The sequence below is a fragment of the Nonomuraea cypriaca genome, from assembly GCF_015645445.1.
Classification (GTDB): Bacteria; Actinomycetota; Actinomycetes; order Streptosporangiales; family Streptosporangiaceae; genus Nonomuraea; species Nonomuraea cypriaca.
In genome coordinates this window covers 16,049-40,311 of record NZ_JADOGI010000033.1, presented here as the reverse complement: position 1 = coordinate 40,311, position 24,263 = coordinate 16,049, and the positions used below count along the sequence as shown (strand labels likewise).

The following is a 24,263-nucleotide window of genomic DNA, read 5'->3' as shown; positions in this document are numbered from 1 at the left end:
GCCGCGTTCACAGGGCGCCCGCTCCGACGGCGGCGACGAGCTTGTCGCGGGCCGCGCGCGCCGCCGAGCCGGGGTCCTCGCGGTAGACGGTGACGGCGGAGAACAACTCGGTGAGTACGCGCGACAACCCGCGCCCGTCGCCGCCTTCCAGATTGCCGAGCATCCGGTCGGACAGCGCGTAGCGGCCGTTGGTCGCCTGGGCCAGCTCCCGCGCGCGCTCGCGCAGCGGCACGGGGGAGCTGTCCGGCGAGGTGAACGTCGTCAGGAAGCCGCCCTCGCCCACCCACTGCTCCAGCGGATCGGTGCGGTCACCGCCGCGTGGCCTGGTCAGCCAGGTCACGAAGTTGACCGCCCGTTGCCCGCCCACCCACATGGCCACGGCCACGTCGCCCCCGGCCACCAGCGGCAGCTCCCTGCCCGCGAGCGCGGGAAAGCGGAAGGATCGCGCGACGTCGGTGTCGCCGTAGCGGGCGATGACCGGCCAGGCGAAGTCGGGAGCGGCCACCACGTCGGCGGTGCCGTAGTGGAAGACGTTGAGTATCGAGTCGTGGAACTCCTGGGTCAGCGCGCGTCTGCCCTGCTCGGAGTCGAGGCCGCCGCGCCAGATCTCCGCGAGCAGGGTCAGCGCCTCGAGGACGGCGTCCGTCTTCCAGAGATCCGGGCTGTTCTCGCCCCAGGTGAACAGGTCGTCGTACGCGAGGGGGTCGCGGGCGAGCAGGACGTTCTCGAACCACCCGCACAACACCCAGCCGTCGGCCGCCCCGACGGACAACCTGCCCGGCGCGTCCCGCCACGCCTCCAGGCTCGCCGGGGGACGGAACGAGGCCCCCTCCCGATACCAGACGAGCGACTTGTGCGCGATCTTGAACCAGGAGCCGAGCACCCGGCCGCCGCCCGGCGAGACGAGGCCGCTCCAGAACTCCGGCGTCGAGCCGGCGGCGGGCAGCGGCTGGACGCGGGTGCGGATGTTCCCGTCGCGCAGCAGGCCCAGCCTGGGGATCACGGCCACGTCGGGGATGGCCTGCTCGGCGGGCCCGCGCAGCAGCGTGCCGATGTCGTCGCCCGCGGAGAAGACGCTGACCGGGGGTCCGTACCCCCTGACCACGCCGAGGAAGCGCCGCAGCTCGTCGCCGCTCCACACCACCGCCACCCGCAGCGGCGGCTCTCCGGCGCAGCCCGCGAGAGCCCCGGCCGATACCGCCGCCGGGATCGCCGCCAGGAACCCCCTACGGCTCAACGACATCGGCGACCTCCCAGAAGTGCGACGGGGAGGCCAGGCTGGCCACCCTGGTCCGGTCGTCGGTCACGACGAGCACCGCCAGTTCGGCGCCCAGCGCCGCGCTCACGGCCGCGTGGCAGGGCCCGGAGCCGGTACGGTCCTCGATCACCATCACCCTGACGGGCACGAACCTGCACATGGCCCGGGCCAGCGCGACGCTCAGCCGTTCGTCGTGCGCCAGTTCGTGAGGGCGGGAGCGCAGGAACCCCTGGATGCCCATCCGCCTGGCCATGAACGCGACCCGGCCCTGTGCGAACGACGGCGCCAGACCGTCACTGGCGGCCAGCGCCAGGTTCTTCTCGACGGTCAGGTGCGGCAGCAGCCCGGCGCCCGCCGGGACCAGCCCGAGCTCGCGCTCCTCGGGCGGCCGCATGGCGATCTCCTGGTCACCGATCTTGATCTGGCCGCGGACCGGCATCTCCAGACCGAGCAGGACGTCGGCGAACGCGTCGGCCTCGCAGGAGTGCCCGGCCACCACCACGGCGGTGTGCCCGGAGTCGACCGTCAGCGGATCGGGCGACAGGCCGCGCCGGCTCCCATGCGTTTCCCAGACCAGGCCAGATAGCTCCAGAAGTGGCACTTCCACAACCGCCGTCATGTTCGGATGTCGTCCGCACTTGACGTTGGCACAGATGGTGAGTCACGGCAACGTAATTGACCGCTTTCGGGACGTGCGTATTCATCGGCGGAATAGCCTCGGGGGAATTGCACCTATATGTGATTCTTTCACCTATTTACCCCGATGCGTGGGGTCCGGCGAAGTGGGTGGTGAACCACTCGCGGGCATGCCCGGCCACCGCCTCCAGCGCCCCCGCCTCCTCGAACAGGTGGGTGGCGCCGGGTACGATCGTCATCTTGCTTTCGGCCCGCAGGCGCCGCTGGGCCTCCTCGTTCAGCTCGATCACCACCGGATCGCGGCCGCCCACGATGAGCAGGGTCGGCGCGCGTACCGCCGCCAGCCGTTCCCCGGCCAGGTCGGGGCGCCCGCCGCGCGAGACGATCGCGGCGATCGCGTTGCCCGGCTCGGCGGCCGCCCACAACGCCGCCGCGGCGCCGGTGCTGGCGCCGAAGTAGCCGACCGGCAGCCCCTTCGCCTCGGGTTGCTCGCGCACCCACCCGGTACGCTGCAACAGCCGCTCGGCCAGCAGCCCGATGTCGAAGACGTTCGCCCGGTCGGCCTCCTCCTCCGGTGTGAGCAGGTCGAACAGCAGCGTGCCGAGCCCCGCCTCGTTGAGCGCGCCTGCCACGTAGCGGTTGCGCGGACTGAGCCGGCTGCTCCCGCTACCGTGCACGAACACCACCACTCCTTGAGCGGCCTCAGGAACGACCAGATCGCCAGCCACCCGCCTCACCTCCTCTTCGACCTGCCGCTACCCCCATACGCCTGGCTCTATCCGCCGCGCGGGTGGGCAGGGAGGTTGGCATGGAGAGCGAATCGGGGCGCAGGGAGCGGCCGGCCGATTCCCCGTTCGATCGCCTCGTGTCGGGCGTGACGGCGGCACTCGCGCGGGAACGGAGCCTGGGCTTCCGCGGCTGGCTGCGCATGGAGCGGGACGCGCTGGTCCAGACGGTCAAGGTCACGGGGGCCTGTGTCTTCGCCTGGTGGCTGGCGGCGTACCTGCTCAAGGTGCCCCTGCCGGTGCTCGTGCCCGTGGGGGTGCTGCTGACCGTCTCCGCGACCGCGTACGGCACCGTGGTGCGGGGCCTGCAGCAGATCGTGGCCGTGGTGGTGGGCGTGGGCGCCGCCACGGCGATCACCTGGCTGGTCGGCGTCAACGCGGTGACGATGGCGGTGCTGGTGGCGGGTGGGCTGGTGCTGACCCGGCTGCTGAACCTGCCGGCCCAGAACGTCCAGCTGCCCGTCTCGGCGATGCTGGTGCTCGCGCTCGGCCACACGTACGGCTTCGCCCGGCTCACGGACGTGCTGCTCGGCGCCGCCATCGGGATCGCCGCCAACCTGCTGATCCTCCCGCCGCGCTTCGTCGAGCACGCGGCGAGCGAGTTGTGCGGCCTGTCCGGCGAGCTCTCCGACCTGGCCGCGGACATGTCCAGGGGCCTGGGCGGCGAGTGGGACGCGGACCTGGCCGGCGATTGGCTGGAGCGGGCCAGGGGCCTGTCGCAACGCCTGGAGCAGGCCAAGGAGGCCGGAGACCGGGCCGCCGAGTCGGTCCGCCTGGCACTGCGCCGCCGCCGGTACGACCGCCGCCTGCGCCAGGGCGCCGATGCCGCCACCTGCCTGGACCACGCCTGCCACCAGTTGAGGGGCATCGCGCGTGGCCTGACCGATCTGGCGGCGGGCGTACGCGGCCTGCCGGGCGAGCCTGGAGTCGTCCTCCCCGAGCCCCTGGCCGCGGAGCTGGCCGCGTTGTCCCGTGTCTTCCGTTCTTTCGGGCTGATCCAGATCGGCGGCGGCCGGGCCGAGGACGTGGCGGAGTTGCGTGCCGCGCTGGGCGAGGGCGACCTTCAGCAGCAGCGGCTGGTCACGAGGTTCGAGGACACGGAGAGCGGCGTGCTGCGGTTGCTGCTCGGCTCGCTGGTGGACGGCTGCGCGCGGATCCGCCACGAGTTCGACCCGGACCACGGCCCCCACAAGGCCGCCTACCCACGCGCCGGCGGCCTGGGATGAGGCGGTCGAAGTGTGGGACGTCGTTCGTCCGCGCCGACGGGAGCCGCTGACGGCGTCGCGGAGTCCGTCGGGCCGAAGAACTCGCTCAGCCCCATGCACCCGAGGCCGAGAGCGGAGACCTCCAGGCCCCCGCCGAGTTTGACCATACGCATGACGTGTCTCCTGTCGGAGTCCGATGGTAGAATCCGGGATGGCCGTCCCGGATACTTGCCCGAATATACGGGACGTCCATCCCGGTTGTCTATCGGTCCTGGAGCGGAATCCGGATGAGCAGGCCAATGCGCGCCGACGCCCAGCGCAACAGGGCGCGGGTCCTGGAGGTGGCGGCCGAGACGTTCGCCGCCGAGGGGCTGTCGGTGCCCGTTCACGAGATCGCCCGACGCGCGGGGGTGGGCACCGGGACCGTCAGCCGGCACTTCCCGACCAAGGAGGCGCTGTTCCAGGCGATCCTGCTCGACCGGATGGAGCAGCTCGTACGGATGGCGGAGGAGCTGGCGGAGAGCGAGGGGGAGGCGGAGGGGTTCTTCGTGTTCTTCTCGCGCATGGTCGACGAGGGCGCCGCCAACCGCGGGCTCGTCGACGCACTCGCCGGGGCCGGGTTCGACTTCGAGGCCGTGGCGGCGGACGGCAAGTACGACGTCATGGGAGCGTGGCGGAGCCTGCTCGAAGGGGCGCAGCGGGCCGGCGCGATCCGCGCCGATGCCGACATCGCCGACGTGAAGTCCCTGCTCACCGGCTGCATCGACCGCGAACGCAACACCCCGGACCCCACCGCCCGCACCCGCATGCTCACCATCATCCGCACAGGCCTGCACCCTTGAGCAGGGCTACGCGCCTGACTGGCGGAGTCGGGCCTCGAGCTGCTGGGCGAGCAGGTCGACGAGGGTCAGGTCGTGGCCGGCCACCGCGGCCTTCTTGGCGTTGAACGCGCGTACCCACAGCCCGGCCGCCCAGGCGACCTCCCGCTCCTCCCGCCCCCAGTCGGCCCCGCGCGCCTCCATGTAGCACTCCAGGAACCGCGCGCTCTCCTCCACGGTGGCCCGCGCCTCCGACGCCCCCGTCTCGGTGAACACCGCCGCGGCGGCCCCCGCCACGGCGGCCTCCGGCAGCGCCACGACGCTGTCCCAATCGTGTACGGCATGCAGCGCGCCCCCGAGCCACCGCACGTTCTGCGACTCGAAGTCCCCGTGACCGATCACGGACGGCAGCGACGTGGCCAGCAGCCGCTCCCGCACCCGTGCGCCCAGCTCGTCCAGCCGCCCTGGCCCGGGATGCGCGTTGAGGTCCACGTCCAGGTCGTCCGGCCACGGCCAGACTTCGGGCCCGCCATGGTCCCAACCGAGCCACGGCGGCGCCGGGGCAAGGGAGGAGACGGCGGCGGGCCGGGGAGCCAGCCGGACGAGCCGCGCCAGCGCCGCCGCGAACGGCCGCGCCCGATCCGTCGCGGGATCCAACTGCCCACCCCCGGGAACGTACTCCTCAGCGGTGACCAGCCACTCACCAGGAACATCCACGTCCCCGCCTGGGAGCTCCGGGGCCGGGCTGCCAGGAAGGCCGGGGGCGCCGGAGTGCCCGCCGGGGGCATCGGACTTGTCGGGAAGGACCGGAGAGGGGCCGGCCAGGGGCGCCGGGCACGGAAATCCCGCGGCGGCCAGGCGCCGCTGGACGTCCACGCAGCCGCGCACGCGGGCGACGGGCGGCCGGAACTTGAGCACAACGCGCCGGCCGTCCGACAGCTCCACCCCGCGAACGGCCGACAGATGCCCGGCCCGGAAGATCTCGCCGACCGGCGTCGCGCCCAGCCACCTTTCGCACCACTCGTTCACCACGCCACTATCGTTATCACGTGTGATCCTTTGGCATACTGCTCGGATGTCCGATTTCTCCGAGTTTCGAGCCAAAGGACGTACGGCAATCCTGGCCGGCCGGACGAGCCACGACATCCCCATGGTCGAGGGTGCGACGCGATGGGGCGCCGCGGCCGTGCTCCGCCCCACAGGAGAGATCGTGGACCGCCTGACAGAACTGGCCGCGACCATCGAGGCCCCGGGCCACTGGGTGCACGGCGGCCCGGCCCTGCACGTGACGCTCAGGTCCCTGGAGCCCTACCGCGACCGGATCCCCGAGGCCGACCCGCTGCGCCGCGCGTACGCGGAGGCACTGAAGGAGGCCGCGGCCGACCTGCCCCCCGCGCGGCTGCGGCTCGCGGGCGTCAGCCCTCATCAGGGCGGCGTCCTGGTGTGCGGCCACCCCGAGGACGACACGCTGAGCATCATGTGGAAGCGCTTCGCCCACGCGCTGGAGAGCCGCGGCATCCGAGACCTGGAGTACGGCCGGACCCGCGACCTCTGGTACGTCAGCCTCGTCCACTTCACAGGCCCGCTCACGAACCCCCACGAACTCGCCGACTGGTGCGACAGACACGCCGACACGGCCCTCGGCGTCGCCGAACTCCCCACGGCAGAGATAGTGAAGTTCACCCACACCGGCACAGGCATCCACATCGAACCACTGGAACACACGTAACCGGGACGCCCCCGGCCCAGGCGAGAACCACGGAGCCGGTGAAGGGAACGCCGTTACGGCGCCCGGCCCCGTGGCGGTCAGATGCCGTCTCCCTGGAGGCCACCAGCCACGTATGGCGGGTGGCGCCGCGCCGGCACCGCCGTACAGGAAAAAAGACGCCCGCACTCCGCCGGCCCTCAGCCATGCGCCGCAGGCCGGCACCGCCGTAGGAGAAGTGCGCCGTACGAGAAGAGCGTGGGTCAGCGTAGGAGGGATGCGAGGAAGTGGAGAAGATGCCAGGCGGCGTACGCGCCGAGCGCGCGGAAGGCCCATTCCTTGGCGCGGTCGGTGATGGAGATGCGGCGGATCTCCGACGCGGGCTCCTCGCTCCGCCGGATCGTCATGAACACGTGGCACGCCGACACCAGCCAGGCCACCCCCGACCCCGCCATCAGCAGGAACGAGAGCCCGAACAGGACATCGGAGCCGGCCGGGGCGAACGGGAGCTGCCTGACCCACGCGGCCGCCACCCCGGCCAGCACGGCCACGGTGATCCATCGGTCCTTACGCGCCTGTCGCTTGAGCGATCGCAGGTCTCGACGCAGATGACTCTTGAGCATCCGGATCACCTCCATGTGGTGTGGCTGGCTGCACCCAGCTAAGGAGAAAGTCCGGAAAAGATCTGCGACCTCACAACCGAGATTTCACGACTTTTAGCGGCATTTCATCCGTACTCCCGAAGTTCCTCCGCCACCCGCTGCACCTCGAACACGTCCCCGACCTCTTCGAGCGTCCGCACGGCCTCCGCGAGATAACGGGCCGCCGCGCCACGACGCCCGAGCCGGGCCGAGACCAGCCCGAGCGCCCGCAGCGCGCAGCCGAGATCCCGCCGCGTCCCGCACTCCAGGTGCACGTCCCTGGCCTGCCGCGCGTACACCAGGGCCTCCTCGGCGAGGTCCAGGTCGAGCAGCACCATGGCCAGCGTCGTCAGCGCCGCCGCCCAGCGGTCCCTGGTGCCGGTCTCGTTCTGCAGCTCGACCGTCTCCCTGGCCGGCTCCAGCGCCTCCGCCGCCTTGCCCGCCCGGTGCAGCGCCTGCGCGATCGACAGCAGCGCGCTGGCGCGGTTGTCCCGCAGCTCCTCTCTGAACGCCAGCGACGCCTCAGCCGCCCGCAGTGCCAGCTCGTGCTGGTTCAGCGACAGATACGTGTACGCCAGCGTCTCCTGAACGTCCGCCTCCGCCCGCCGGTTCCCCATGCCCTGCACGATGTCCAGGGCCTCCAGCGCGTACACGAAACCGACCTGTGGCAATCCCTGCCGCCGCCGCACCCGCGCGAGCCGGTTGAGCATGCGGGCCTCGACCGGCTCGTCGTGGATCACCCGGCTGATGGTCAGCGCCTGGTTGAGGTAGTCGTCGGCCCGCAGGTAGTCGGACAGCCGCCAGTGCACCAGCCCGATGTCGCCGAGCGTCTCGGCCTTGCCCTGCTCGTGGTGCAGCTCGACCTGCACGGTCAGCGCCTGCTCGTAGAACGCCAGCGCCTCGTCGTACCGTGAGCCGTTGCGGGCGATCCGCCCGAGCGCGCACAGGGCGCGCCCGCAGCCGTGCTGGTCACCGGTCGCCGTGTAGCCGGCCAGGGCGCGCTCGGCGTCGCGCCGCGCGTCGTGCTGCAGCCGCAGCAGGTCGTAGATCTCGGCAAGGCACAGCAGCGTCTCGGCCTCGGCGTGCTCGTCGCCCAGCTCGTGGCAGATCGACAACGCCTCCAGACCCTCGGACAGGGCGGCGTTCGGCTCGCCCAGGTTCTGCTGCACCCGGGCCAGGATGATCAGGCTCCGCGCGGTGCCCCGTCGGTCGCCGAGCTCCTCGCGTACGTCCAGCGCCTGGCCCGCGTAGTGCAGCGCCAGGTCGTACCGCTCCTGGGACAGGTGCAGCCGCGACAGCGTGTGCAGGCAGCTCGCCACCCCGGCCAGGTCGTCGATCTCCCTGTAGAGGTCGAGCGCCTCGCTCGCGCACTTCAGCCCTTCCTCGCTGTTGCCCGCGATGCCGTGCACCTCGGCCAGGTCGTTCAGCGCGCGGGCCCGCCCGACGCGGTCGCCGAGCGCGGTGAAGTCGGCCAGCGCCTCGCCGATGAACCTGGCCGCCAGCGTGGACGGCCCGATGTCCCGGTGGATCCTGCCCAGGTGGCCGCGCATGAGCGCGATCGCCCGCCGGTTGCCCACCTGCATCGCCGAGGTCAGCCCGGCCTGCTGGACCTCCAGGTTGTTCTCGTAGTAGCGCAGCCTGCTGAACGGCTCGAACACCGCCTCGGCGAGCCGGCAGGCCATCCCGTACGCGCCGTTCTCCTCCGCCAGCCGCACGGCCGACACCAGCGAGCGCCGCTCCGCCTCGAACCACTCGCGCGGCGTGCCGGGGTCCGTCGCGACGGTCAGGTAGTGGTCGAGCAGGCGCACCCTGGCCTCGCGTACGCCCGCCTCCGCGTACCTGCCCAGCTCCCTGGCCAGCCGCTTGACCAGGTCGTGCACCCGGTACCGCGACCCGGGCAGCGGCTCGACGAGGTACGCCCGGTGCAGCCCCTGCATCGCGACCACGGCCTCGTTCACCGGCACGCCGAGCGCCGCGGCCAGTACCTCCGGCGTGAAGTCCCGCCCCGGCAGCAGCCCGACGTGCCGGAACGCCCGCCGCTGCCCCGGGCTCAGCGACTCGTACGCCAGGTCGAGCGCCGACCGGAACGCCTCCTCCGGATCGCCCATCAGCAGCCGCTCCGGCCTGCGCAACTCCCGTACCCGCGACTGCACGCTCAGCCCGGGGTTCTCGGCCAGCTTGGCCGCCGAGATCCGCAACGCGAACGGATGGTACGAGCACACCCGGGCCAGCTCGGCCAGCGTGTCCCGGTCGGCGGCCCGCGGCGAGCCCGCACCGAGCACCGCCACCAGCAGCGCCACCGAGTTGCCCGGGTCGAGCACCGGCAGGTCCATGAGGTCGGCGTGCCCGGTCGCCCGCAGCGGCCCCATCCGCGTCCTGCTGGTCACCAGCACCACGCAGTCCTTGCTGCCCGGCAGCAGCGCCCGCACCTGCGCGGGGTCGGCGGCGTTGTCCAGGATGAGCAGCAGCCGGCGCCCCGCGATCCTGGTCCGGTAGAGCAACATCAGCTCGGCCTCGTCGGAGGCGGGCATGTGCTCGCCGACGCCGAGTGAGCGCAGGATCTGCCCGAGCGCCTCGGCGGGGCTCATCGCGGGCTGGCTGGGCGACTGCCCGCGCAGGTCGATCACGATCTGCCCGTCGGGGAACCGGTCGGCGTGCAGGTGCCCCCAATGCGTCACCAGCGCGGTCTTGCCCACCCCTGGCAGGCCCTGCACGACCATGGTGTTCGTCCGCCGGGGCCGTTCCAGCCAGGCGGTGAGCAGGTCGAGGCTCTGCTGGCGGCCGGTGAAGTCAGGCACGTCGGCGGGCAGTTGCCGGGGCTTGGGCACCTCGCCGATCGGCCGCGCCTCGTCCGGCGCGCCAGGACGGGTCAGGAACGGCGTCACGCGCCCCTGCCAGGGCGCCGACAGGTGCTCCCAGCTCCCCGCGGCGGTGCGCAGCGCGGGCGGGTCCGCGATCCGCAGCCGACGGTAGCCGGGGCGTACCAGCCAGCCGCGCTGGACCCACCGCGTGAGCTGGCGCTGCACCACGTCGGGCGAGCTGCCCACCAGGTCGGCCAGCGTCTCCATGGACAGCGGCGGCGCGGACTCCGAGGCCAGCCCGTAGCGCTCGTCCAGGTGCAGCAGCCACACGGCCAGCCGGGCCGCGACGGGGGCACGGGCCAGCGCCTCGTGCCTGCGGGCGGCCACGTTCCGCGCGAACAGCTCCTGCACCAGCGCGGTCGCCACGGCGGGGCTGGAGGAGGCGTGCTCGCGCAGCCGCCGCATGTCGATGGGCCAGGCCCGCACCTCGGTCAGTGCGTCGACCTTGACCCGCTCGCCCGCGTTCCAGAAGGCCAGCTCGCCGACGAGATCGCCGTCGCCGCGCAGGTCGTGGATGGCCTCGCGCTCCCCGGCCGGGGTGTATTCGCGGGCGTAGCCGTCGTCGATCAGGTAAACCCGGTTGGCTGGCCGCAACGGCGAGCACAAGGTCTCGTTGCGGCGGAAGACACGCGGCCGGGCGCCCTCGTCCACCAGCGACCCGAACAGACCCATCCCGACACCACCCAATCCCGGGACGGCGGTGTCCTCGCTATGACAGGTCCTGAACCCTTCAACGACGACCTGTCACAACAGTGGACGTCAGCGGGCAGCCACCTGTCAATCGGGGGATCAGACGTTGGCGGTCTCCGCGCGGTCGGGGACGAAGCGGTAGCCGACGTTGCGGACCGTGCCGATGAGCGACTCGTACTCGGTGCCGAGCTTGGCGCGCAGGCGCCGCACGTGGACGTCGACCGTCCTGGTGCCGCCGAAGTAGTCGTAGCCCCAGACCTCCTGCAGCAGCTGGGCGCGGGTGAAGACCCTGCCGGGGTGCTGCGCGAGGTATTTGAGCAGCTCGAACTCCTTGAACGTCAGGTCCAGCACCCGCCCGCGCAGTCTGGCGGTGTAGGTGGCCTCGTCGATCGACAGGTCGCCGCTGCGGATCTCGTCGGGCGCGTCCTCCTCGGCGGCCTGCGAGATCCGGCCCGTCGCCATGCGCAGGCGCGCCTCGACCTCGGCCGGACCGGCGCTGTCGAGCAGCACGTCGTCGGCGCCCCACTCGGCGGTCATGGCGGCGAGCCCGCCCTCGGTCACGATCACCAGCAGCGGGCAGTCGATCCCGGTGGTGCGGATGAGCCGGCACAGGCTCTTGGCCTGCACGAGCTCCTTGCGCGCGTCGACGAGGACGGCGTCGGCCGGGGGCGTGTCGATGAGCGCGGCCGCCTCGGCCGGCGACACCCGGACCGAGTGGAGCAGCAGTCCCAGCGCCGGAAGCACCTCGGCGGACGGCTCGAGGGCGTTGGTCAGCAGGAGCAGGTTGCTCATTACGGCCTCCTCAAACACGCAAGGACCCGGAGGCTACGTCGCCCAGGTCCTGTAGGTGAGGATATCCCACGAGTCAGTCGCGTCCATTACGCGTCCGCCAGATGAACAGCGCGTCTCCTGAAACAACCTCGTTAAGGAAGACGCACAATGGATCAGAAACGATTGTGAGGTACGCATGGCCACGGGAAAAGTGCGTTATTGGGCCGCGGCCAAGGAGGCGGCCGGAGTGGCGGAGGAATCCTTCGAAGCGGTCACCCTTGGCGAACTCATGACGAAAATCACACAAAACAGGGCCGAGCTGGCCCGGGTGGTGAGCCGTTCGTCGTTCCTCGTGGACGGTTCGCCGGTCGGCAGGCGGCCGCATGACGAGGTCATTCTCGGCGACGGCGCGACCGTGGAGGTGCTGCCGCCGTTCGCCGGTGGGTGATCGGCCGCTTTACCGGGGAAGGAGTCTTCCCGATCGATAGGCTCTTGCCCCCGTACAGACAGGGAGCCACATGCGCAAACTGATCGTTTTCCTGATCGTGCTGGTCGTTCTCCTCGTCGCCGTCGACCGGGTCGCCGCGGCGGGCGTGGAGCGCGACCTGGCGAACAGGATCGCGGCCGCGTCCGACCTCTCAGGCACGCCGACGGTGACGATCGAGGGCATCCCCTTTCTCACGCAGGCCGTTTCAGGGAGATATCCAGAGGTACGCTTCGATCTCGGCACGCTGACCTACGGCGGCGTACCGGTCGAGAACCTCCGGGGCGCCGCCTATGACGTCACCGCGCCGCTGGCGGACGTACTCCAGAACAGACCCAACGTCGAGGCCGGGCGCGTGACCGTGAGCGGCACCCTGACCAGGGCCACCATCGACAAGTTCGCCCCGCGCGGCGTCAAGATCGGCGGCAACGGGCAGCGGCTGACCGCGTCCGGTGAGGTGATGGTGGGGGCGAACAAGGTGGAGTTCAACGCCGAGCTACGGGTCGAGGTGGCCGACGGGGGCATCAGGCTCCAGGCCGAGAAGATCGAGGGCGTGCCCGACCAACTCGCGCAGTTCGCCTCCTACACGATCCCGTTCAAGGGCGGGCTGCCCTTCGACGTGAAGGTGACCCGGGTCAAGAGTGTGGCCGAAGGATTGGAGTTCTCGGCCGAAGCGTCTGACGTGCCGATTCGTGGATGAGATTGAACCGGCCCGCCCGGTCGTACGTGATGAGGGGGTGAGCGCAGCGGGCACCGCCGACGAGGAACTCGTGAGAACCCTCTTCGACGAGCACGCGGGGCCACTCTACGGATACGTGCTGCGACTGACCGGTGACTCGGGACGGGCGGAGGATGTCGTGCAGGAGACGCTGTTGCGGGCCTGGCGGCATCCCGAGGCGCTCTCCGACCGGCCGATCCGCGCGTGGCTGTTCACGGTGGCCCGCAACCTCGTCTTCGACCAGCATCGTGCGAAGAAGTCCAGGCCACCGGAGACCAGCGACGACGCGCTGGCGGTCCTGCCGGCCGAGGACGAGCTGGAGCGCGCGGTCGAGTCGTGGGCGGTGGCCGAGGCGCTGGCCGCGCTGCGGCCGGAGCACCGCGAGGTGCTGTTGGAGGTCTACTACCGGGGGCGATCGGTGAAGGAGGCGTCGGCGACGCTGGGCATACCGCCGGGCACGGTCAAGTCACGTACCTACTACGCGTTGCGGGCGCTCAAGCTGGCCCTCGAGGAGCGGGGGTTGGCACCGTGATGACGTGCGAGGAGGTACGCCTGGCCCTGGGCGCGCAGGCTCTGGGCGCGCTGGAACCCGACGAGGCGCTGGAGGTCGACACGCATCTGGCGACGTGCGAGGCGTGCGGCGCCGAGCTGGTCGAGCTGGAGGGGGTGGCCGCGTTCCTGGGGAAGGTGTCGGAGCGAGACGTCGAGCTGGTGACCAGCCCGCCGCGCCAGGTCCTCGACCGGCTGCTGAACGCCCGCGTCAAGCGGACCAGGCGCGGCCGGATGCTGCTGGCCGTGGCGGCGTCCGTCGCGGTGCTGGCCGTGGGCGGCACGGTCTGGACGACGGTCGCGCAGACCGGCGGTCAGGAGGCGGCGTCCTCGGCGCAGGCCCCACGGTCGGCCGCCGACCGGGCGCCTGCCCAGGAGTCCGACCAGGAAGCCAGCATCAAAATGGACGACGGCCAGGGCAAGCCGCCCGTGAGCAAGTCCGCCAAGCCGCAGCGGGCGGTGGAAGACCGCGAGTTCCCCGGCGAGAACAAGGCCGAGGACTACCGCGCCACCGTGTCGGTCACGCCCGGCGACGGCGGCACCGAGCTGCGCGTCCACGTCACCGGCGTGCCGGTCGGCACGACCTGCGGCATCGTCGTGATCGACGTGGACGGGCGGCGCGTGCCCACCGGGACCTGGGTGCTCAGTCGCGACGTCTACCAGGACGACGCCACGTTCACCCGGAGGACGACGTTGAGCATGACGGAGATCGCCAGGTTCGAGCTCGTCGACGAGACGGGCAAGGTCCTCGTCGACATCCCGGTACGGAAGTGAGTCCTGGGAGGAAGTGACGGCGCCCGCGTACCGGATGGCCGGACGGGAAGTAATCGCGGGTCCGCGCGGTTGGACCAAGGGATGACGGGTCTGTGGGTCGCGCTGGCCACGCTGGCGCTGGGCACTTTGATCGGGGTGGTACACCTGCGCCGCGACGGACGGGTGCGCGAGAACTCCGGCGACCGGCTGTCCGAGTCGGACCTCGGCGCCGGGCTGGGGGAGCGGGCGACGCTGGTGCAGTTCTCGACCGCGTTCTGCCAGCCGTGCCGGGCGACCAGGCGGATCCTCGCCGACGTGAGCGCGCTGGTGCCAGGGGTTCGTCATGTCGAGGTCGACGCCGAGTCCCGGCTCGACCTGGTGCGGCGGCTGGACGTCACCAGGACGCCCACGGTTCTCGTGCTGGATCCCGAGGGTAACGTCACGAAGAAGGCCACCGGGCAGCCCCGCAAGGCCGACGTACTTGCTGCGCTGGCCGCGGTCGTGCCCGCGTCAGGACCGGCATCCGGGTGGTCCCGAAACGTGTCTCAGCAACCGGACGAGATGTGACAGATGACGAGACGCAGAGTAGTGTCTTCGCCATGGACCCATCGACGGAGCTGCTCACGAAGCGGCGCGCGGTTGATTTCTGCCGCGTGGCCACTGCGCTCTGTCGCGCTGCCTGAGGACGATCCAGCGGACATTTCCGGTCCGCCCCAATCGACCCCTTCAGGAGCATCCCACGATGCGTGCCGACCCTAGAGCTCTGCGCTTCGGCGCGGCGATCACTACCCTGGTTCTCGTCCTCGTCCTGGTGACGGGGAGCGCTTGGCTGCTCGCCGGCCAGGCGGTGGTCTTCGCGCTCGGGGCAGCGTGGCGCTCGCCGTACACGATGCTCTTCAAGGCGCTCCTGACGCTCTTCAAGACGCTCGTCAGGAGCGCGCCGAAGGAGACCGAGGACGCCCGCCCGCCGCGCTTCGCGCAGGGGGTGGGGCTGGCCTTCGCGGTCGCGGGCCTGGCCGGATACGTCGCCGGGATCACGCCGCTGGCCCTCGTGGCCACGGCCGCGGCTCTCCTCGCCGCCTTCCTCAACGCAGCCTTCGGATTCTGCCTTGGCTGCGAAACGTACCTGCTTGTTCGCCGACTACTGCCCGCTGCCAAAATGGAGGTTTCCCAATGAGCCGCTCCGCCGCCCTGGTGGACGCCGACTGGGTCGAGGCCAACCTCGACACCCCTGGCGTCGTACTCGTCGAGGTCGACGAGGACGTCAGCGCCTACGACAAAGGCCACATCCGTGGCGCCGTGAAGGTCGACTGGCGGGAGGACCTGCAGGACCCGGTTCGCCGCGACTTCGTGGACAAGACCGGTTTCGAGGCCCTGCTGTCCGACCGCGGCATCTCCAACGACGACACGGTCGTGCTCTACGGGGGCAACAACAACTGGTTCGCCGCGTACGCCTACTGGTACTTCAAGCTCTACGGCCACGGTGACGTCAAGCTGCTCGACGGCGGACGCAAGAAGTGGGAGCTCGACTCGCGTGAGCTGGTGCGCGACGTGCCCCAGCGGCCCAGGACTCAGTACGCCGCCCAGGAGCAGGACGCCGCGATCCGCGCCTTCCGCGACGACGTGGTCGGCGCGATCGGCAAGCTCAACCTGGTCGACGTGCGCTCGCCCGACGAGTTCACCGGCAAGCTGCTCGCACCCGCCCACCTGCCGCAGGAGCAGGCGCAGCGCGGTGGCCACGTGCCCACCGCGCGCAACATCCCGTGGTCCAAGGCGGCCAACGACGACGGCACGTTCAAGACCGACGACGACCTGCGGACGCTCTACGGCGAGGCCGGAGTCGACTTCGGCAAGGACACCATCGCCTACTGCCGCATCGGCGAGCGCTCCGCGCACACCTGGTTCGTGCTGCACGAGCTGCTCGGCCAGGCCAATGTGAAGAACTACGACGGTTCGTGGACCGAATACGGCTCGCTCGTGGGCGTGCCGATCGAGCTGGGGGAGGCCCGCTGATGACGACTCCACAGGGTTGCGGAGCACCGGAGCAGACGATCGCGCTGCCCGCCGGCGTTGATCTGACCAACCAGGCGGTGATCCAGGGTGTGGTGACCGGCGCGGGCACCGCGTACGCGCGGCTGCTCGACGGCTCCGGTGAGTTCACCGGTGAGGTCGTGGTGTCCGAGGAAGGCGTCTTCCGTTTCTTCGCCGCTCCCGGCGACTGGACCGTCCGCATCATCGCGGGCGGCGGCGTCACCAGGGACGTCCAGGTGGAGGCCAAGCTGGGCGAGGTCGCCCAGCTCGCCGTCGCCGTCTGACACACGCCTGACGTGTAAGGCCCGCGTCCTTCACCGGACGCGGGCCTTTTCGCGTGCAACGGATGCCGGTCCGGCGGTGTTGTAGCGAGTGTGAGGGAAATCGACTGTCTCGACCCGGTGCGCAAGGCGCTGCTCGACGACCTCGACGAGGGGTTCGCCGAGCTGTACGCCGCCTACGGCAACCTGGCCTTCTCGACCGCGCTGCGGCTGAGCGGGCGCTGGGCGGACGCCGAGGATCTCACCGCGGAGGCGTTCCTGCGGGCCTACCGGGCGCTGGCCGGATACGATCGCGACCGCATCGCCGAGCTCCAGCCGCGGGCCTGGCTGATGACGATCCTGATGAACGTCTGGCGCAACTGCGTACGCACCAGGTCAAGAAAGCCGCCGCCCGACCTGCGTGACGAGCCGGTCGACGCGGTCGACCCCGGCGAGGACGTCGAGGAGGCGGCGGTGCGCAGGGAGACCGGCGACGAGCTGGCCGAGCTGCTGAGTCTGCTGCCCGAGGAGCAGCGGGCCGCGGTGGTGCTCAGGCACGTCGTGGACCTGCCGGTCAGCGAGATCGCCCTCATGCTGAAGATCCCGCAGGGCACGGTGAAGTCACACGTGTCGCGCGGGTTGCGGCGGCTACGCGCACTTGGAGGTGCCCGATGACCCAGGATCCCCTGCTGACCGGACTGGCGGCGCTGACCGCCGAGGCGCCCGGCGGCCTGCTCGATCGGATCGCCGCCCGCTGGGTGGGCGTCGAGGGCCCCATGGGCGCGCTGCGGGTCGCGTTCACCGATCAGGGCGTCAGATACGTGCATCCGGCCGAGGGGTTCGCGGAGACGTTCAGGAAGCGGTTCGGGCGGCCGTTGCTGGCCGCCGACCGGCCGCCTGCGGGGCTGCTGCCCGCGCTGCGCACCGGACGGGCGTCCGGGGTGCGGCTGGACCTGCGCGGGCTGAGCGACTTCCAGCGTGAGGTGCTGGAGGCGGCGCGGACGATCCCGCGCGGCGAGGTACGGCCCTACTCGTGGATCGCCGCGCGGATCGGCCGGCCCAAGGCGGTCCGCGCGGTCGGTACGGCGCTCGGCCACAACCCGGTGCCCCTGCTGGTCCCCTGCCACCGGGTGACCAGGTCCGACGGCGTCGCGGGCGACTACGTGTTCGGCCCGGCGGCCAAGGAACTGCTGCTGCGGGCCGAGGGCGCCGACCTGGACCGGATCAGGGAGTTGTCGGCCGCGCGCGTCTTCTACCTGGCCAGCGACACCACGGGGGTGGTGTGCTTCCCGACGTGCCACAACGCCAGGCGCATCACGCCGAGGCACCGGCACGGGTTCCGCAGCCTCCCCCAGGCCACGGCCGCCGGCTACCGCCCGTGCCGCACCTGCCAACCTGTCTAGGACCTCGTGCCGCGACGGCCTGCCCGATCATTCTTCTGTCCCCGCCGCGGGATGATCATGCTCGCACGCCCGGAAAGGCCTGCCTGGCCGGTGATCCGGGGCCCGGTCCGGCACACCGGACGCCCCTGTCCGACCCGCCGGCCACAGTGTGCTTTCTGGAGTTGCGGCTGCGCTAAGAGTGACAGACCTATACGATTCATAAAATGTCCGGTTCGACAGGTGTGACGGCACCGCACCGACCTGGGCCTGCGCCGGCTCAGCGGATGCCATCGCCGTACTCACTGCCCCTGCACACGCTACGACTGACGGGCAAGTGCGCCCTGCCGCTGATCCTCTGGTTCGCCGCCGGCGAGCTGGTGCGCTTCGGCCTGCTGTACGCCGCCACCGAGGTCCCCTACGGCGACTGGCGACAGGTCCGCCTGGTGGCGACGATGACGCTGCTCACGCTCATCGTCCTGGCCGCGATGACGGTCACCACCGGCATGCTCTACAGCTTGCGCGGCGCGTTGTGGGAGATGCGTGCCAGAGCCGACGAGGGCGTGGCGACGCGGGAAAGCTTCTTCAGGGTGCTGGACCGGATGGCCCCGGCCTTCGCGGTGCTCTATCTGGCGTGGGGATTCCAGACGGAGGACGCCAGAGACGTCTACCAGATGGACCTGTTCCACCACTACTTCGAGATGACGGAGAAGGCGTGGTTCGGCGAGGAGTCGAACGTCGGCCGGGGGCTCATCGACCTCGACTGGCGGGTGTCGCTCGGCGCGATGGTCGTCACCTTCGGGCTTAAAACCCTGTTCGCCAAGTTCGTCGAGCGGAACAAGGGCAAGTTCTACGGCTTCCTCGCGGCCTTCTCCGAGTTCGCCTTCGTCTTCTACGGGCTGAACGCGACCATTGCCTTCGCCGACGCGCGCACCGAGTGGATGGAGCACCGCAACGTCGTGGCCGGCACGGAGGAGGTCTGGACCGAGACCCTGCAGAAGGTGCCGCTGTGGGACTCCATCACCGGCGTCTTCGGCGAGGTCTGGCCGGTGGCGCTCGACGCCATCGCGATTCCGCTGGCCTGGCTCACCGTGGCGATGCTGGTCTTCGGCGCCTACTCCGACGAGACCCGGACGCTGCTCAAGGGCACCCGCCTGGAGCAGGGGGTGGATCGCCTGGAAGGCAGCCACGACCTCACCCAGAGGTCGTTCGACCAGGTCACCGGCGGGTTCCGGGACCGCTGGGTGCCGCTGGCGAACTCCCTGCGAGTGATCTTCAAGGGTGGTCTGCCGCTCTTCGGGATGATGTGCCTGTGCTGGGCGGTCATCACGGTGGGCGGGGAGTACCTCCACAAGATGCTGGTGCTGTTCATCGGCGCGCGGGAGGAGTGGGTGTGGATCTACCAGGACGTGCCGCTGTCGTTCCTGCGCCAGATGGTGGTCGAAGTGCTCACGATGGCGCTGCTGGCGGCCGCGTACGACATCGCGGCCACCAGGGCCCGCCTCGGCGGCAAGCCGCTCAGCGACGTCTGACACGCCCGTCTCACGAGCCGCTCGGCTGGCGTCTGACGCCGGAGCCCGCGCTCAGCGGAGTCAGGAGTCCCTCCTCGGCGGTGAGCCCGCTCAGCGACGTTTGAACCGCAGTACGTCCACGTCCGGGAGCAGCTTCGCCGCGCCCTCCCGCGTGAAGAGGTCCTCCGTGGGGGTGTCGGACTTGTAGTTGCTCGGCCGGAAGGAGAGCTCGACCTCGTTCGCCACCGGGGTGGGCACGATGGCCAGGCCCTGGATCTTGTACTCCCTGCCCACGACCAACCGGTCGATGGGCGTGTCGCCCACCCACTGGGTCTCCACGGTCCAGGTACGGCCCGCGCGGTCCTCCAGCTTGACCTCGGCGGGCTCGGCGGTCATGGTGGCGCTGCTCGCGTCGAGGGCCTTCTTCGAGATGTCCACCCGCAGCCAGGTCACCTCGGCGCCGTGCTTGCTGTCCGGCGGGGCCTTCGTGGGCGCGACCGCGGCCTTCCACTCGATGTTGTGGACCTTGCCCGTCTGGCCGGCCGCGACGGTGGTCAGCCTGGTCTCATCCTCGGTGACCGTTTTGTAGAACAGGTGGTTGTCGTAGGCGTTGGCGGCCGTGGTGACGAGGCATGCCAGGACGGCGCCTGCGGCGACCAGCAGCGTACGCCGCCGCCGGGAGCCCGGAGCCGCCCGCCGCGAGCCGCCTCCCGAGGGGCGTGGCGCGTCCTGCGGGTTACCGGGCGAAGGGCTCTGACCGTCCGCGGGCATCGGGGAGCTTGCCAGGTCGTCGGGTGAAGGGGGCACCGGGGGGACGGCGTGCCGTGCCTGACTGCCTGCAGCGGCCGGGTCACCGGAGGGGGAGGCCGGCTGTTGCGGGGATGGGGATCCCGGAACGGCCGGCAGGGGCTGGGTGGCGCCGCCAAGGTCACGGTAGGAGGGGGGCCAGACCTGCTGGTCGGGATGGCTGTGCCGGCCACGTACCGGTGGGATCTCCGGCCGTTGCCCTGGCCTGTACCCCGGGCCGGGCCTGTGCTCCTGGCCGGGACCGCCCATGCCGAAACCGCCCGTGCCGGGCCCGTATCCCTGACCATGCTGCGGACCGGAGCCATGCGCCGGGCCGGGACCATGCCCAGGCTCGGGACCGTAGCCCAGCCCGTGCTCTGACTGGGTGCCATGTGCTGCGCCGGGACCGGGTGGCATGTCCGGAGTGGTGGGCGGCATCCCACGGCTGCGGCGCCTGCTCGGGCGGACCGGCCTCCCCTGACGAGGCGGGATGCCGGAGTCTCCGGGAGCTTCCCCGCCCTGGGGCGCCCCGGGCCCGCCGGACACGGCCTGGCCGGGCATGGGCTGGCCAGGCTGCATGGGCTGGCCGGGCATGGGCTGGCCGGGCCTAGGTTGGCTGCGGTGCATGGGTTGGCCGGGCGTGGGTTGGCCGGGCATGGGCTGATCAGGCTGCATGGAGTGGCGGGGTATGGGCTGGGTAGGGGGAGCGCCGGGATCGTACGGGAGGCCCTGGGCGGGACCGGGCGCGGGAGCCTGAGGCATCCCCTGGCCAGGAGGGGTTTCCTGCCAGGGAGAGACCCCCTGATCCGCGGGTGCGCCGGGCCCCGGTTGCATCCCCTGGTCGGGGGGTGTGGGTGGGGGGTCCTGTTCGGGGCGGTTGTCGTCCCGTGGTGCGAACCAGTCACGTTCGTTCGTGCTCATGCGGCCATCACTTCTTAACGGCTGAGTAGACGTCCTGCGCCGAGTCCGCGAGCTTGCGCGCGCCCGCCTCGTCCAGTCCGAGATCGATCTCGACCTCCGGCTGGAACGGCTCCTGCGGCCCCGCCTGCGGCGGCAGCCCTATCACCACCCGGGCGCCGGGCAGCACCGCCGCCGGCACCTCGAAGACGTACCGGCCGCTCACCCAGATGTCCGGCTGCACCCACACGTTGGACATCGTGTAGCTGGCGGCCACCCGGTCCGTTGCGGTGAACTTCCTGCCGTCGGCCGTCAGCAGCGTGGCCTGGCCCAGGTGGTACGGCTTGAGCGCCGACTTGGCCGAGGTGCTGACGACGAGGAAGAGGTGGTCGGTCTGGACGGTCTCGGAGCTCGAGAACTGGACGGCCTTGGCGGTGGTGAACGAGTCCAGTCGCACGGTGAACCGCCGGGCGTCCACCTCCTCGCCCTTGTCGCCGACATAGGTGAGCGGACCGCTGATCTCGCCGCTCGTCATGTTCATGGCCTCCACCCCCACGGCGCCGCTCAGCAGCAGCAGCCCGGCGACGACGCCGATCACCCTGGCTCCGGTGCCGCGCCGGCGGTCGCCCCGCCTGCTGCCGCGCCGGCTCGGAACGGCCGTGGTCCGTTGCTCTGTCGCGGTCACCCTGTCGCACCCTTCTTGACCGGGAGCGTCACCCGCGCCTTGATTTCGGGTAGGTAGCCCCTTTCGCCCGACTCTGTGGCGACCATCTGCCACGCCAGCAGGTCGTTGTTGAACTCCTGCTCCTCCGCGAAGGAGGCCACGTCGAGGGTGATCTGCTTGGGCGGCTGCTCGTTCTTCTCGAGCTCGTAGCGGACGAGGACCCGGCTGGGCACCCCAGGCTGGAGCTGCTCGGTCTCGCCGCCCTTGCTCAATGCGTAGGCGGCGACACTGTCCTTGCCGAATGCCGGAGTGATCTTCACGAGTGAGCCGGCGAAGGAGGTCGACAGGTAGGCCTGTTCGATCTTGTCAGGGGGTGACCCGACCTGGAGCGTCTCGTCCCCCTTGTTCGTGACGTCGAAGACCATGTCCACGAACCGTTTGTCCTCGTCCCAGGAGCCCTCGCCCTTTTGCACCGTCACGCGTGACTCGACGAACTTGGTTTCGTACAGGCCCTGATCGAGCACCGCGCCTGGGCTCAGCGGGTCGGGCTGTACCTGGGCCTCGCCGAGACCGCCCAGCAGGGCGGTGATGCCAACAGCGGTCAGGGCCGTCAAGGCGACTGCGGGCACCACTACCGGGCGTCTGTGTGCTTCCATGCTGCCGCCGGAGGGTTCCGTCATGGGTATGGATGGTAATAGGTCTCGCTTGTCCCATCTGCCGCAATGCTCCCATCGGACTGGCCGAATTGCCGAGAAAGCCTGCCCCTGCAAGGGTTGTAGCTCATACGCTGTCACGAAGCGGAAAGGGCTGAACCCTACTCCTAATGACATATCGGCGGCCGGAGGGTCACGTGGCGGACGTGCATCCCGAGCATGCCCAGCTCCAGGCGGACCGCATCTACCTGGGCTGGCAGTACATCCTGCTGCATCCCGACCCCGGCCCCCCGCCGAAGCGCCCCTCGCCCGCCGAGGAGCAGCCCGCCGCCGAGCCCGATCCCGCCGAGATCGAGTTGCTGCGCCGCGAACGGCTCCAGGAGGACATGCTCAACCGGCCCGTCCGGCTGTTCCGCCTGTTCATGCTGGTGCTGAGCGTGCTGATCCTGGCCGCGGCCGTGGCCGGCTACCTCGCCTGGGAGTTCGCGCTCGTCGGGCTGGCCGCCGCCGGCGGCGTCGCGGGCATCTGCAGCTACGCGCTGGTCCAGGGGGACAGGGCGGTCAAGTACCGCGTACTGGAGCAGCAGGCCAAGGACGAGCGCCGGCGGCAGGAACGTGACAAGGAGCTTTTCCGCGCCCAGGAGGAGCACGCCAGGCGCTACCGCGAGTGGCAGGAGTCCAAGGAACGCCACGACAGGCAGCTCACGTGGTACGCGGTCGCCGTACCCGACGAGATCGACCGCATCGACGTCGCCGGCGGCACCTTACCCGGCTGGTCGGCGCTGATCACCCTGCTCGGGGCCACGCGACTCTACAGTGGCGGCCACCTGACGGTGCTCGACCTCTCCGAGGGCGCGATCGCCAAGGACCTGATCGAGCTGGCCCGCAAGGGCGGCGACGACCCGCTGGTCTGGGTGTTACCGGTCGACCTGCCCAGACTCGACCTGGGCGCCACGCTGAAGCCCGAGGCGTTCGCGGACGTGCTGGCGCACGTGGTGAGCGTGAGCGAGGAGCACCGCACGACCCGCGACCTGAGCTTCGACAACGCGATCCTGGAGCGGGTGCTCGAAGTGCTCGGCGAGAACGCCACGATCAGCCAGGTCACCGCCGCCCTGCGGGCGCTGGCGCAGGTGGGCGATCCGCGTGACGACATGAGGTCCGGCCTGATCACGGCCACCCAGCTGGAGCGCATCGGCACGCTGTTCGGCCGTGGGGTGAGCGACCGGGTGGTGATCGAGCGGGCCTGGGCGCTGGAGTCGCAGCTGCGCAAGCTGGAGACGCTCGGCACGGAGGCCGTACGCCTGCCGCCCGCCAGGCTCCGCGTGGTGAGCATGGACCGGCAGGCGGGCGTGTTCGGCAACCGGGTGCTCGGCACGTACGTGGCCACCGCGCTCACCCACATCCTCCGCCAGTCCCCCGCCTCGGACCGGCCGTGGTACCACACGATCATCGTGGCGGGCGCGGACAAGCTCAGGGGCGACGTGCTGGACCGGCTGATGGACGCCTGCGAGACCTCCCGTACCGGACTTGTCCTGACTTATCGGTCGCTCACCCCCACCGTGCGGGAGCGGCTGGGCAGGGGGCACGCGTCGGTCGCGTTCATGAGGCTGGGCAACGCTGAGGACGCGCGGGTCGCCAGCGAGCACGTCGGCACCGAGCACCGGCTGGAGCTGGCCCAGCTCACCGAGACGATCAGCGACTCGCTGCCGGGGTTGGACGGCGGTTACACCTCCACGATCTCGCAGCTGGCGGACGCCAGGGAGGACCGCGACGAGAGCCACGCCGACCTCGCGGGAGACATCACGGAGTCCACGGAGTGGGGCAGGACCGCCGACAAGATCTCGGAGAAGGAGCGCGTACTGCAGCGTTCGCGCGAGTTCCTCGTCGAGCCGCACCAGCTCCAGCAGCTCCCCACCACGTCGGTGATCGTCACCGACGCGACGGCCCAGGGCAGGCGCGTACGCCTGGCCGACGCGAACCCGGCCATCCTCACCTTCCCCAAGACCACACTCGGCGAGCTGGAGGAGGTGCGCGAGGCCGTACTCGCGTTCGATCCCGAGGACGAGGAAGGCGACGAGGAGCCGCCACCGAACCTCGGGCCACCACCGCCACGCCTGGACTGGCGAAAGGGCAGGTAATGAGATGGTCAATGTCAAGGTGACGGACTGACGATTGGCGGAATTTAACAAAGAACCGTCTCTGGGGGAA

General features: G+C 70.8%; 26 protein-coding genes. 16 read left to right on the top strand and 10 right to left on the bottom strand.

Annotated features, from left to right (window positions below; translation table 11 throughout):
• Positions 1-7 precede the first annotated feature (7 nt).
• The 3 genes from ITP53_RS13855 to ITP53_RS13845 all read right to left on the bottom strand — a co-directional run bounded on the left by ITP53_RS13855 (position 8) and on the right by ITP53_RS13845 (position 2,622).
• Entirely contained in the window at positions 8-1,243 is a 1,236-nt protein-coding gene (locus tag ITP53_RS13855) for a hypothetical protein (protein ID WP_195895777.1), read from the bottom strand.
• On the bottom strand, positions 1,227-1,865 hold the full coding sequence (locus ITP53_RS13850) for an ATP-binding cassette domain-containing protein (RefSeq protein WP_195895776.1): 639 nt from the start codon (positions 1,863-1,865) through the stop codon (positions 1,227-1,229). Before ITP53_RS13850 ends, ITP53_RS13855 begins: the two co-directional genes overlap by 17 nt.
• 148 nt (positions 1,866-2,013) lie before the next feature.
• A complete protein-coding gene (locus ITP53_RS13845) occupies positions 2,014-2,622 on the bottom strand; it encodes a dienelactone hydrolase family protein (protein WP_328814403.1) in 609 nt (202 codons plus the stop codon).
• 80 nt (positions 2,623-2,702) lie between these two features.
• Here ITP53_RS13845 and ITP53_RS13840 point away from each other — a divergent pair, with 80 nt between their 5' ends.
• Together ITP53_RS13840 and ITP53_RS13835 are read left to right on the top strand one after the other, a co-directional pair.
• Complete coding sequence (locus ITP53_RS13840; protein WP_195895774.1) at positions 2,703-3,905, top strand: FUSC family protein; 1,203 nt, start codon at positions 2,703-2,705, stop codon at positions 3,903-3,905.
• A 266-nt stretch (positions 3,906-4,171) separates the two neighbouring features.
• Positions 4,172-4,726, top strand: a complete 555-nt coding sequence (locus tag ITP53_RS13835; protein WP_236050784.1) for a TetR/AcrR family transcriptional regulator — start codon at positions 4,172-4,174, stop codon at positions 4,724-4,726.
• 6 nt (positions 4,727-4,732) lie between these two features.
• Here ITP53_RS13835 and ITP53_RS13830 read toward each other — a convergent pair whose 3' ends face one another.
• Positions 4,733-5,731 (bottom strand): phosphotransferase, encoded by a 999-nt coding sequence (locus ITP53_RS13830; RefSeq protein ID WP_195895773.1) that lies wholly within the window; start codon positions 5,729-5,731, stop codon positions 4,733-4,735.
• Positions 5,732-5,777: 46 nt separating this feature from the next.
• On the opposite strand from ITP53_RS13830, the gene ITP53_RS13825 reads away from it, so the two are divergent.
• On the top strand, positions 5,778-6,431 hold the full coding sequence (locus ITP53_RS13825) for a 2'-5' RNA ligase family protein (protein ID WP_195895772.1): 654 nt from the start codon (positions 5,778-5,780) through the stop codon (positions 6,429-6,431).
• A gap of 239 nt (positions 6,432-6,670) precedes the next feature.
• Here ITP53_RS13825 and ITP53_RS13820 read toward each other — a convergent pair whose 3' ends face one another.
• The 3 genes from ITP53_RS13820 to ITP53_RS13810 form a co-directional block, all read right to left on the bottom strand.
• Positions 6,671-7,030 (bottom strand): hypothetical protein, encoded by a 360-nt coding sequence (locus ITP53_RS13820; protein ID WP_195895771.1) that lies wholly within the window; start codon positions 7,028-7,030, stop codon positions 6,671-6,673.
• 104 nt (positions 7,031-7,134) lie between these two features.
• Positions 7,135-10,581 (bottom strand): tetratricopeptide repeat protein, encoded by a 3,447-nt coding sequence (locus ITP53_RS13815; RefSeq protein WP_195895770.1) that lies wholly within the window; start codon positions 10,579-10,581, stop codon positions 7,135-7,137.
• A gap of 117 nt (positions 10,582-10,698) precedes the next feature.
• Positions 10,699-11,391, bottom strand: a complete 693-nt coding sequence (locus ITP53_RS13810) for a response regulator transcription factor (RefSeq protein WP_195895769.1) — start codon at positions 11,389-11,391, stop codon at positions 10,699-10,701.
• Between the two features lie 175 nt (positions 11,392-11,566).
• Here ITP53_RS13810 and ITP53_RS13805 point away from each other — a divergent pair, with 175 nt between their 5' ends.
• The 12 genes from ITP53_RS13805 (at position 11,567) to ITP53_RS13755 (ending at position 19,076) form a co-directional block, all read left to right on the top strand.
• Complete coding sequence (locus ITP53_RS13805; RefSeq protein WP_195895768.1) at positions 11,567-11,818, top strand: MoaD/ThiS family protein; 252 nt, start codon at positions 11,567-11,569, stop codon at positions 11,816-11,818.
• 70 nt (positions 11,819-11,888) lie between these two features.
• Positions 11,889-12,554 (top strand): LmeA family phospholipid-binding protein, encoded by a 666-nt coding sequence (locus ITP53_RS13800; protein ID WP_195895767.1) that lies wholly within the window; start codon positions 11,889-11,891, stop codon positions 12,552-12,554.
• A gap of 1 nt (position 12,555) precedes the next feature.
• Complete coding sequence (locus ITP53_RS13795) at positions 12,556-13,104, top strand: sigma-70 family RNA polymerase sigma factor (RefSeq protein WP_456238099.1); 549 nt, start codon at positions 12,556-12,558, stop codon at positions 13,102-13,104.
• Complete coding sequence (locus ITP53_RS13790; protein ID WP_236050787.1) at positions 13,104-13,895, top strand: anti-sigma factor family protein; 792 nt, start codon at positions 13,104-13,106, stop codon at positions 13,893-13,895. Before ITP53_RS13795 ends, ITP53_RS13790 begins: the two co-directional genes overlap by 1 nt.
• An 81-nt stretch (positions 13,896-13,976) precedes the next feature.
• Positions 13,977-14,441, top strand: a complete 465-nt coding sequence (locus ITP53_RS13785; protein WP_195895765.1) for a TlpA family protein disulfide reductase — start codon at positions 13,977-13,979, stop codon at positions 14,439-14,441.
• A gap of 32 nt (positions 14,442-14,473) precedes the next feature.
• Positions 14,474-14,557, top strand: a complete 84-nt coding sequence (locus ITP53_RS61050) for a putative leader peptide (RefSeq protein WP_407941240.1) — start codon at positions 14,474-14,476, stop codon at positions 14,555-14,557.
• A 59-nt stretch (positions 14,558-14,616) separates the two neighbouring features.
• Positions 14,617-15,051 carry a DUF4395 domain-containing protein gene (locus tag ITP53_RS13780; RefSeq protein WP_195895764.1) on the top strand — a complete coding sequence of 145 codons (435 nt, stop codon included), beginning with the start codon at positions 14,617-14,619 and terminating at the stop codon, positions 15,049-15,051.
• Positions 15,048-15,887 (top strand): sulfurtransferase, encoded by an 840-nt coding sequence (locus ITP53_RS13775; protein WP_195895763.1) that lies wholly within the window; start codon positions 15,048-15,050, stop codon positions 15,885-15,887. The genes ITP53_RS13780 and ITP53_RS13775 overlap by 4 nt, the downstream gene beginning before the upstream one ends.
• Positions 15,887-16,189 carry a DUF1416 domain-containing protein gene (locus tag ITP53_RS13770; protein WP_195895762.1) on the top strand — a complete coding sequence of 101 codons (303 nt, stop codon included), beginning with the start codon at positions 15,887-15,889 and terminating at the stop codon, positions 16,187-16,189. Before ITP53_RS13775 ends, ITP53_RS13770 begins: the two co-directional genes overlap by 1 nt.
• A 90-nt stretch (positions 16,190-16,279) precedes the next feature.
• The gene (locus ITP53_RS13765) at positions 16,280-16,840 is read left to right on the top strand and encodes an RNA polymerase sigma factor (protein WP_328814402.1); all 561 of its coding nucleotides are present in this window, start codon (positions 16,280-16,282) and stop codon (positions 16,838-16,840) included.
• The gene (locus tag ITP53_RS13760; RefSeq protein WP_195895761.1) at positions 16,837-17,568 is read left to right on the top strand and encodes a methylated-DNA--[protein]-cysteine S-methyltransferase; all 732 of its coding nucleotides are present in this window, start codon (positions 16,837-16,839) and stop codon (positions 17,566-17,568) included. Before ITP53_RS13765 ends, ITP53_RS13760 begins: the two co-directional genes overlap by 4 nt.
• Before the next feature lie 263 nt (positions 17,569-17,831).
• Positions 17,832-19,076, top strand: a complete 1,245-nt coding sequence (locus ITP53_RS13755; protein WP_195895760.1) for a hypothetical protein — start codon at positions 17,832-17,834, stop codon at positions 19,074-19,076.
• A gap of 90 nt (positions 19,077-19,166) precedes the next feature.
• Here the strand turns inward: ITP53_RS13755 and ITP53_RS13750 are convergent, their stop codons facing one another.
• From ITP53_RS13750 to ITP53_RS13740, 3 genes are all read right to left on the bottom strand, one after another.
• On the bottom strand, positions 19,167-19,862 hold the full coding sequence (locus ITP53_RS13750; protein ID WP_195895759.1) for a hypothetical protein: 696 nt from the start codon (positions 19,860-19,862) through the stop codon (positions 19,167-19,169).
• Positions 19,863-20,769: 907 nt separating this feature from the next.
• Positions 20,770-21,423 (bottom strand): hypothetical protein, encoded by a 654-nt coding sequence (locus ITP53_RS13745; protein ID WP_195895758.1) that lies wholly within the window; start codon positions 21,421-21,423, stop codon positions 20,770-20,772.
• Positions 21,420-22,082 (bottom strand): hypothetical protein, encoded by a 663-nt coding sequence (locus ITP53_RS13740; protein WP_195895757.1) that lies wholly within the window; start codon positions 22,080-22,082, stop codon positions 21,420-21,422. The genes ITP53_RS13745 and ITP53_RS13740 overlap by 4 nt, the downstream gene beginning before the upstream one ends.
• 143 nt (positions 22,083-22,225) lie before the next feature.
• On the opposite strand from ITP53_RS13740, the gene ITP53_RS13735 reads away from it, so the two are divergent.
• The gene (locus tag ITP53_RS13735; RefSeq protein WP_207755940.1) at positions 22,226-24,193 is read left to right on the top strand and encodes a hypothetical protein; all 1,968 of its coding nucleotides are present in this window, start codon (positions 22,226-22,228) and stop codon (positions 24,191-24,193) included.
• The last annotated feature ends 70 nt before the right edge of the window (positions 24,194-24,263 follow it).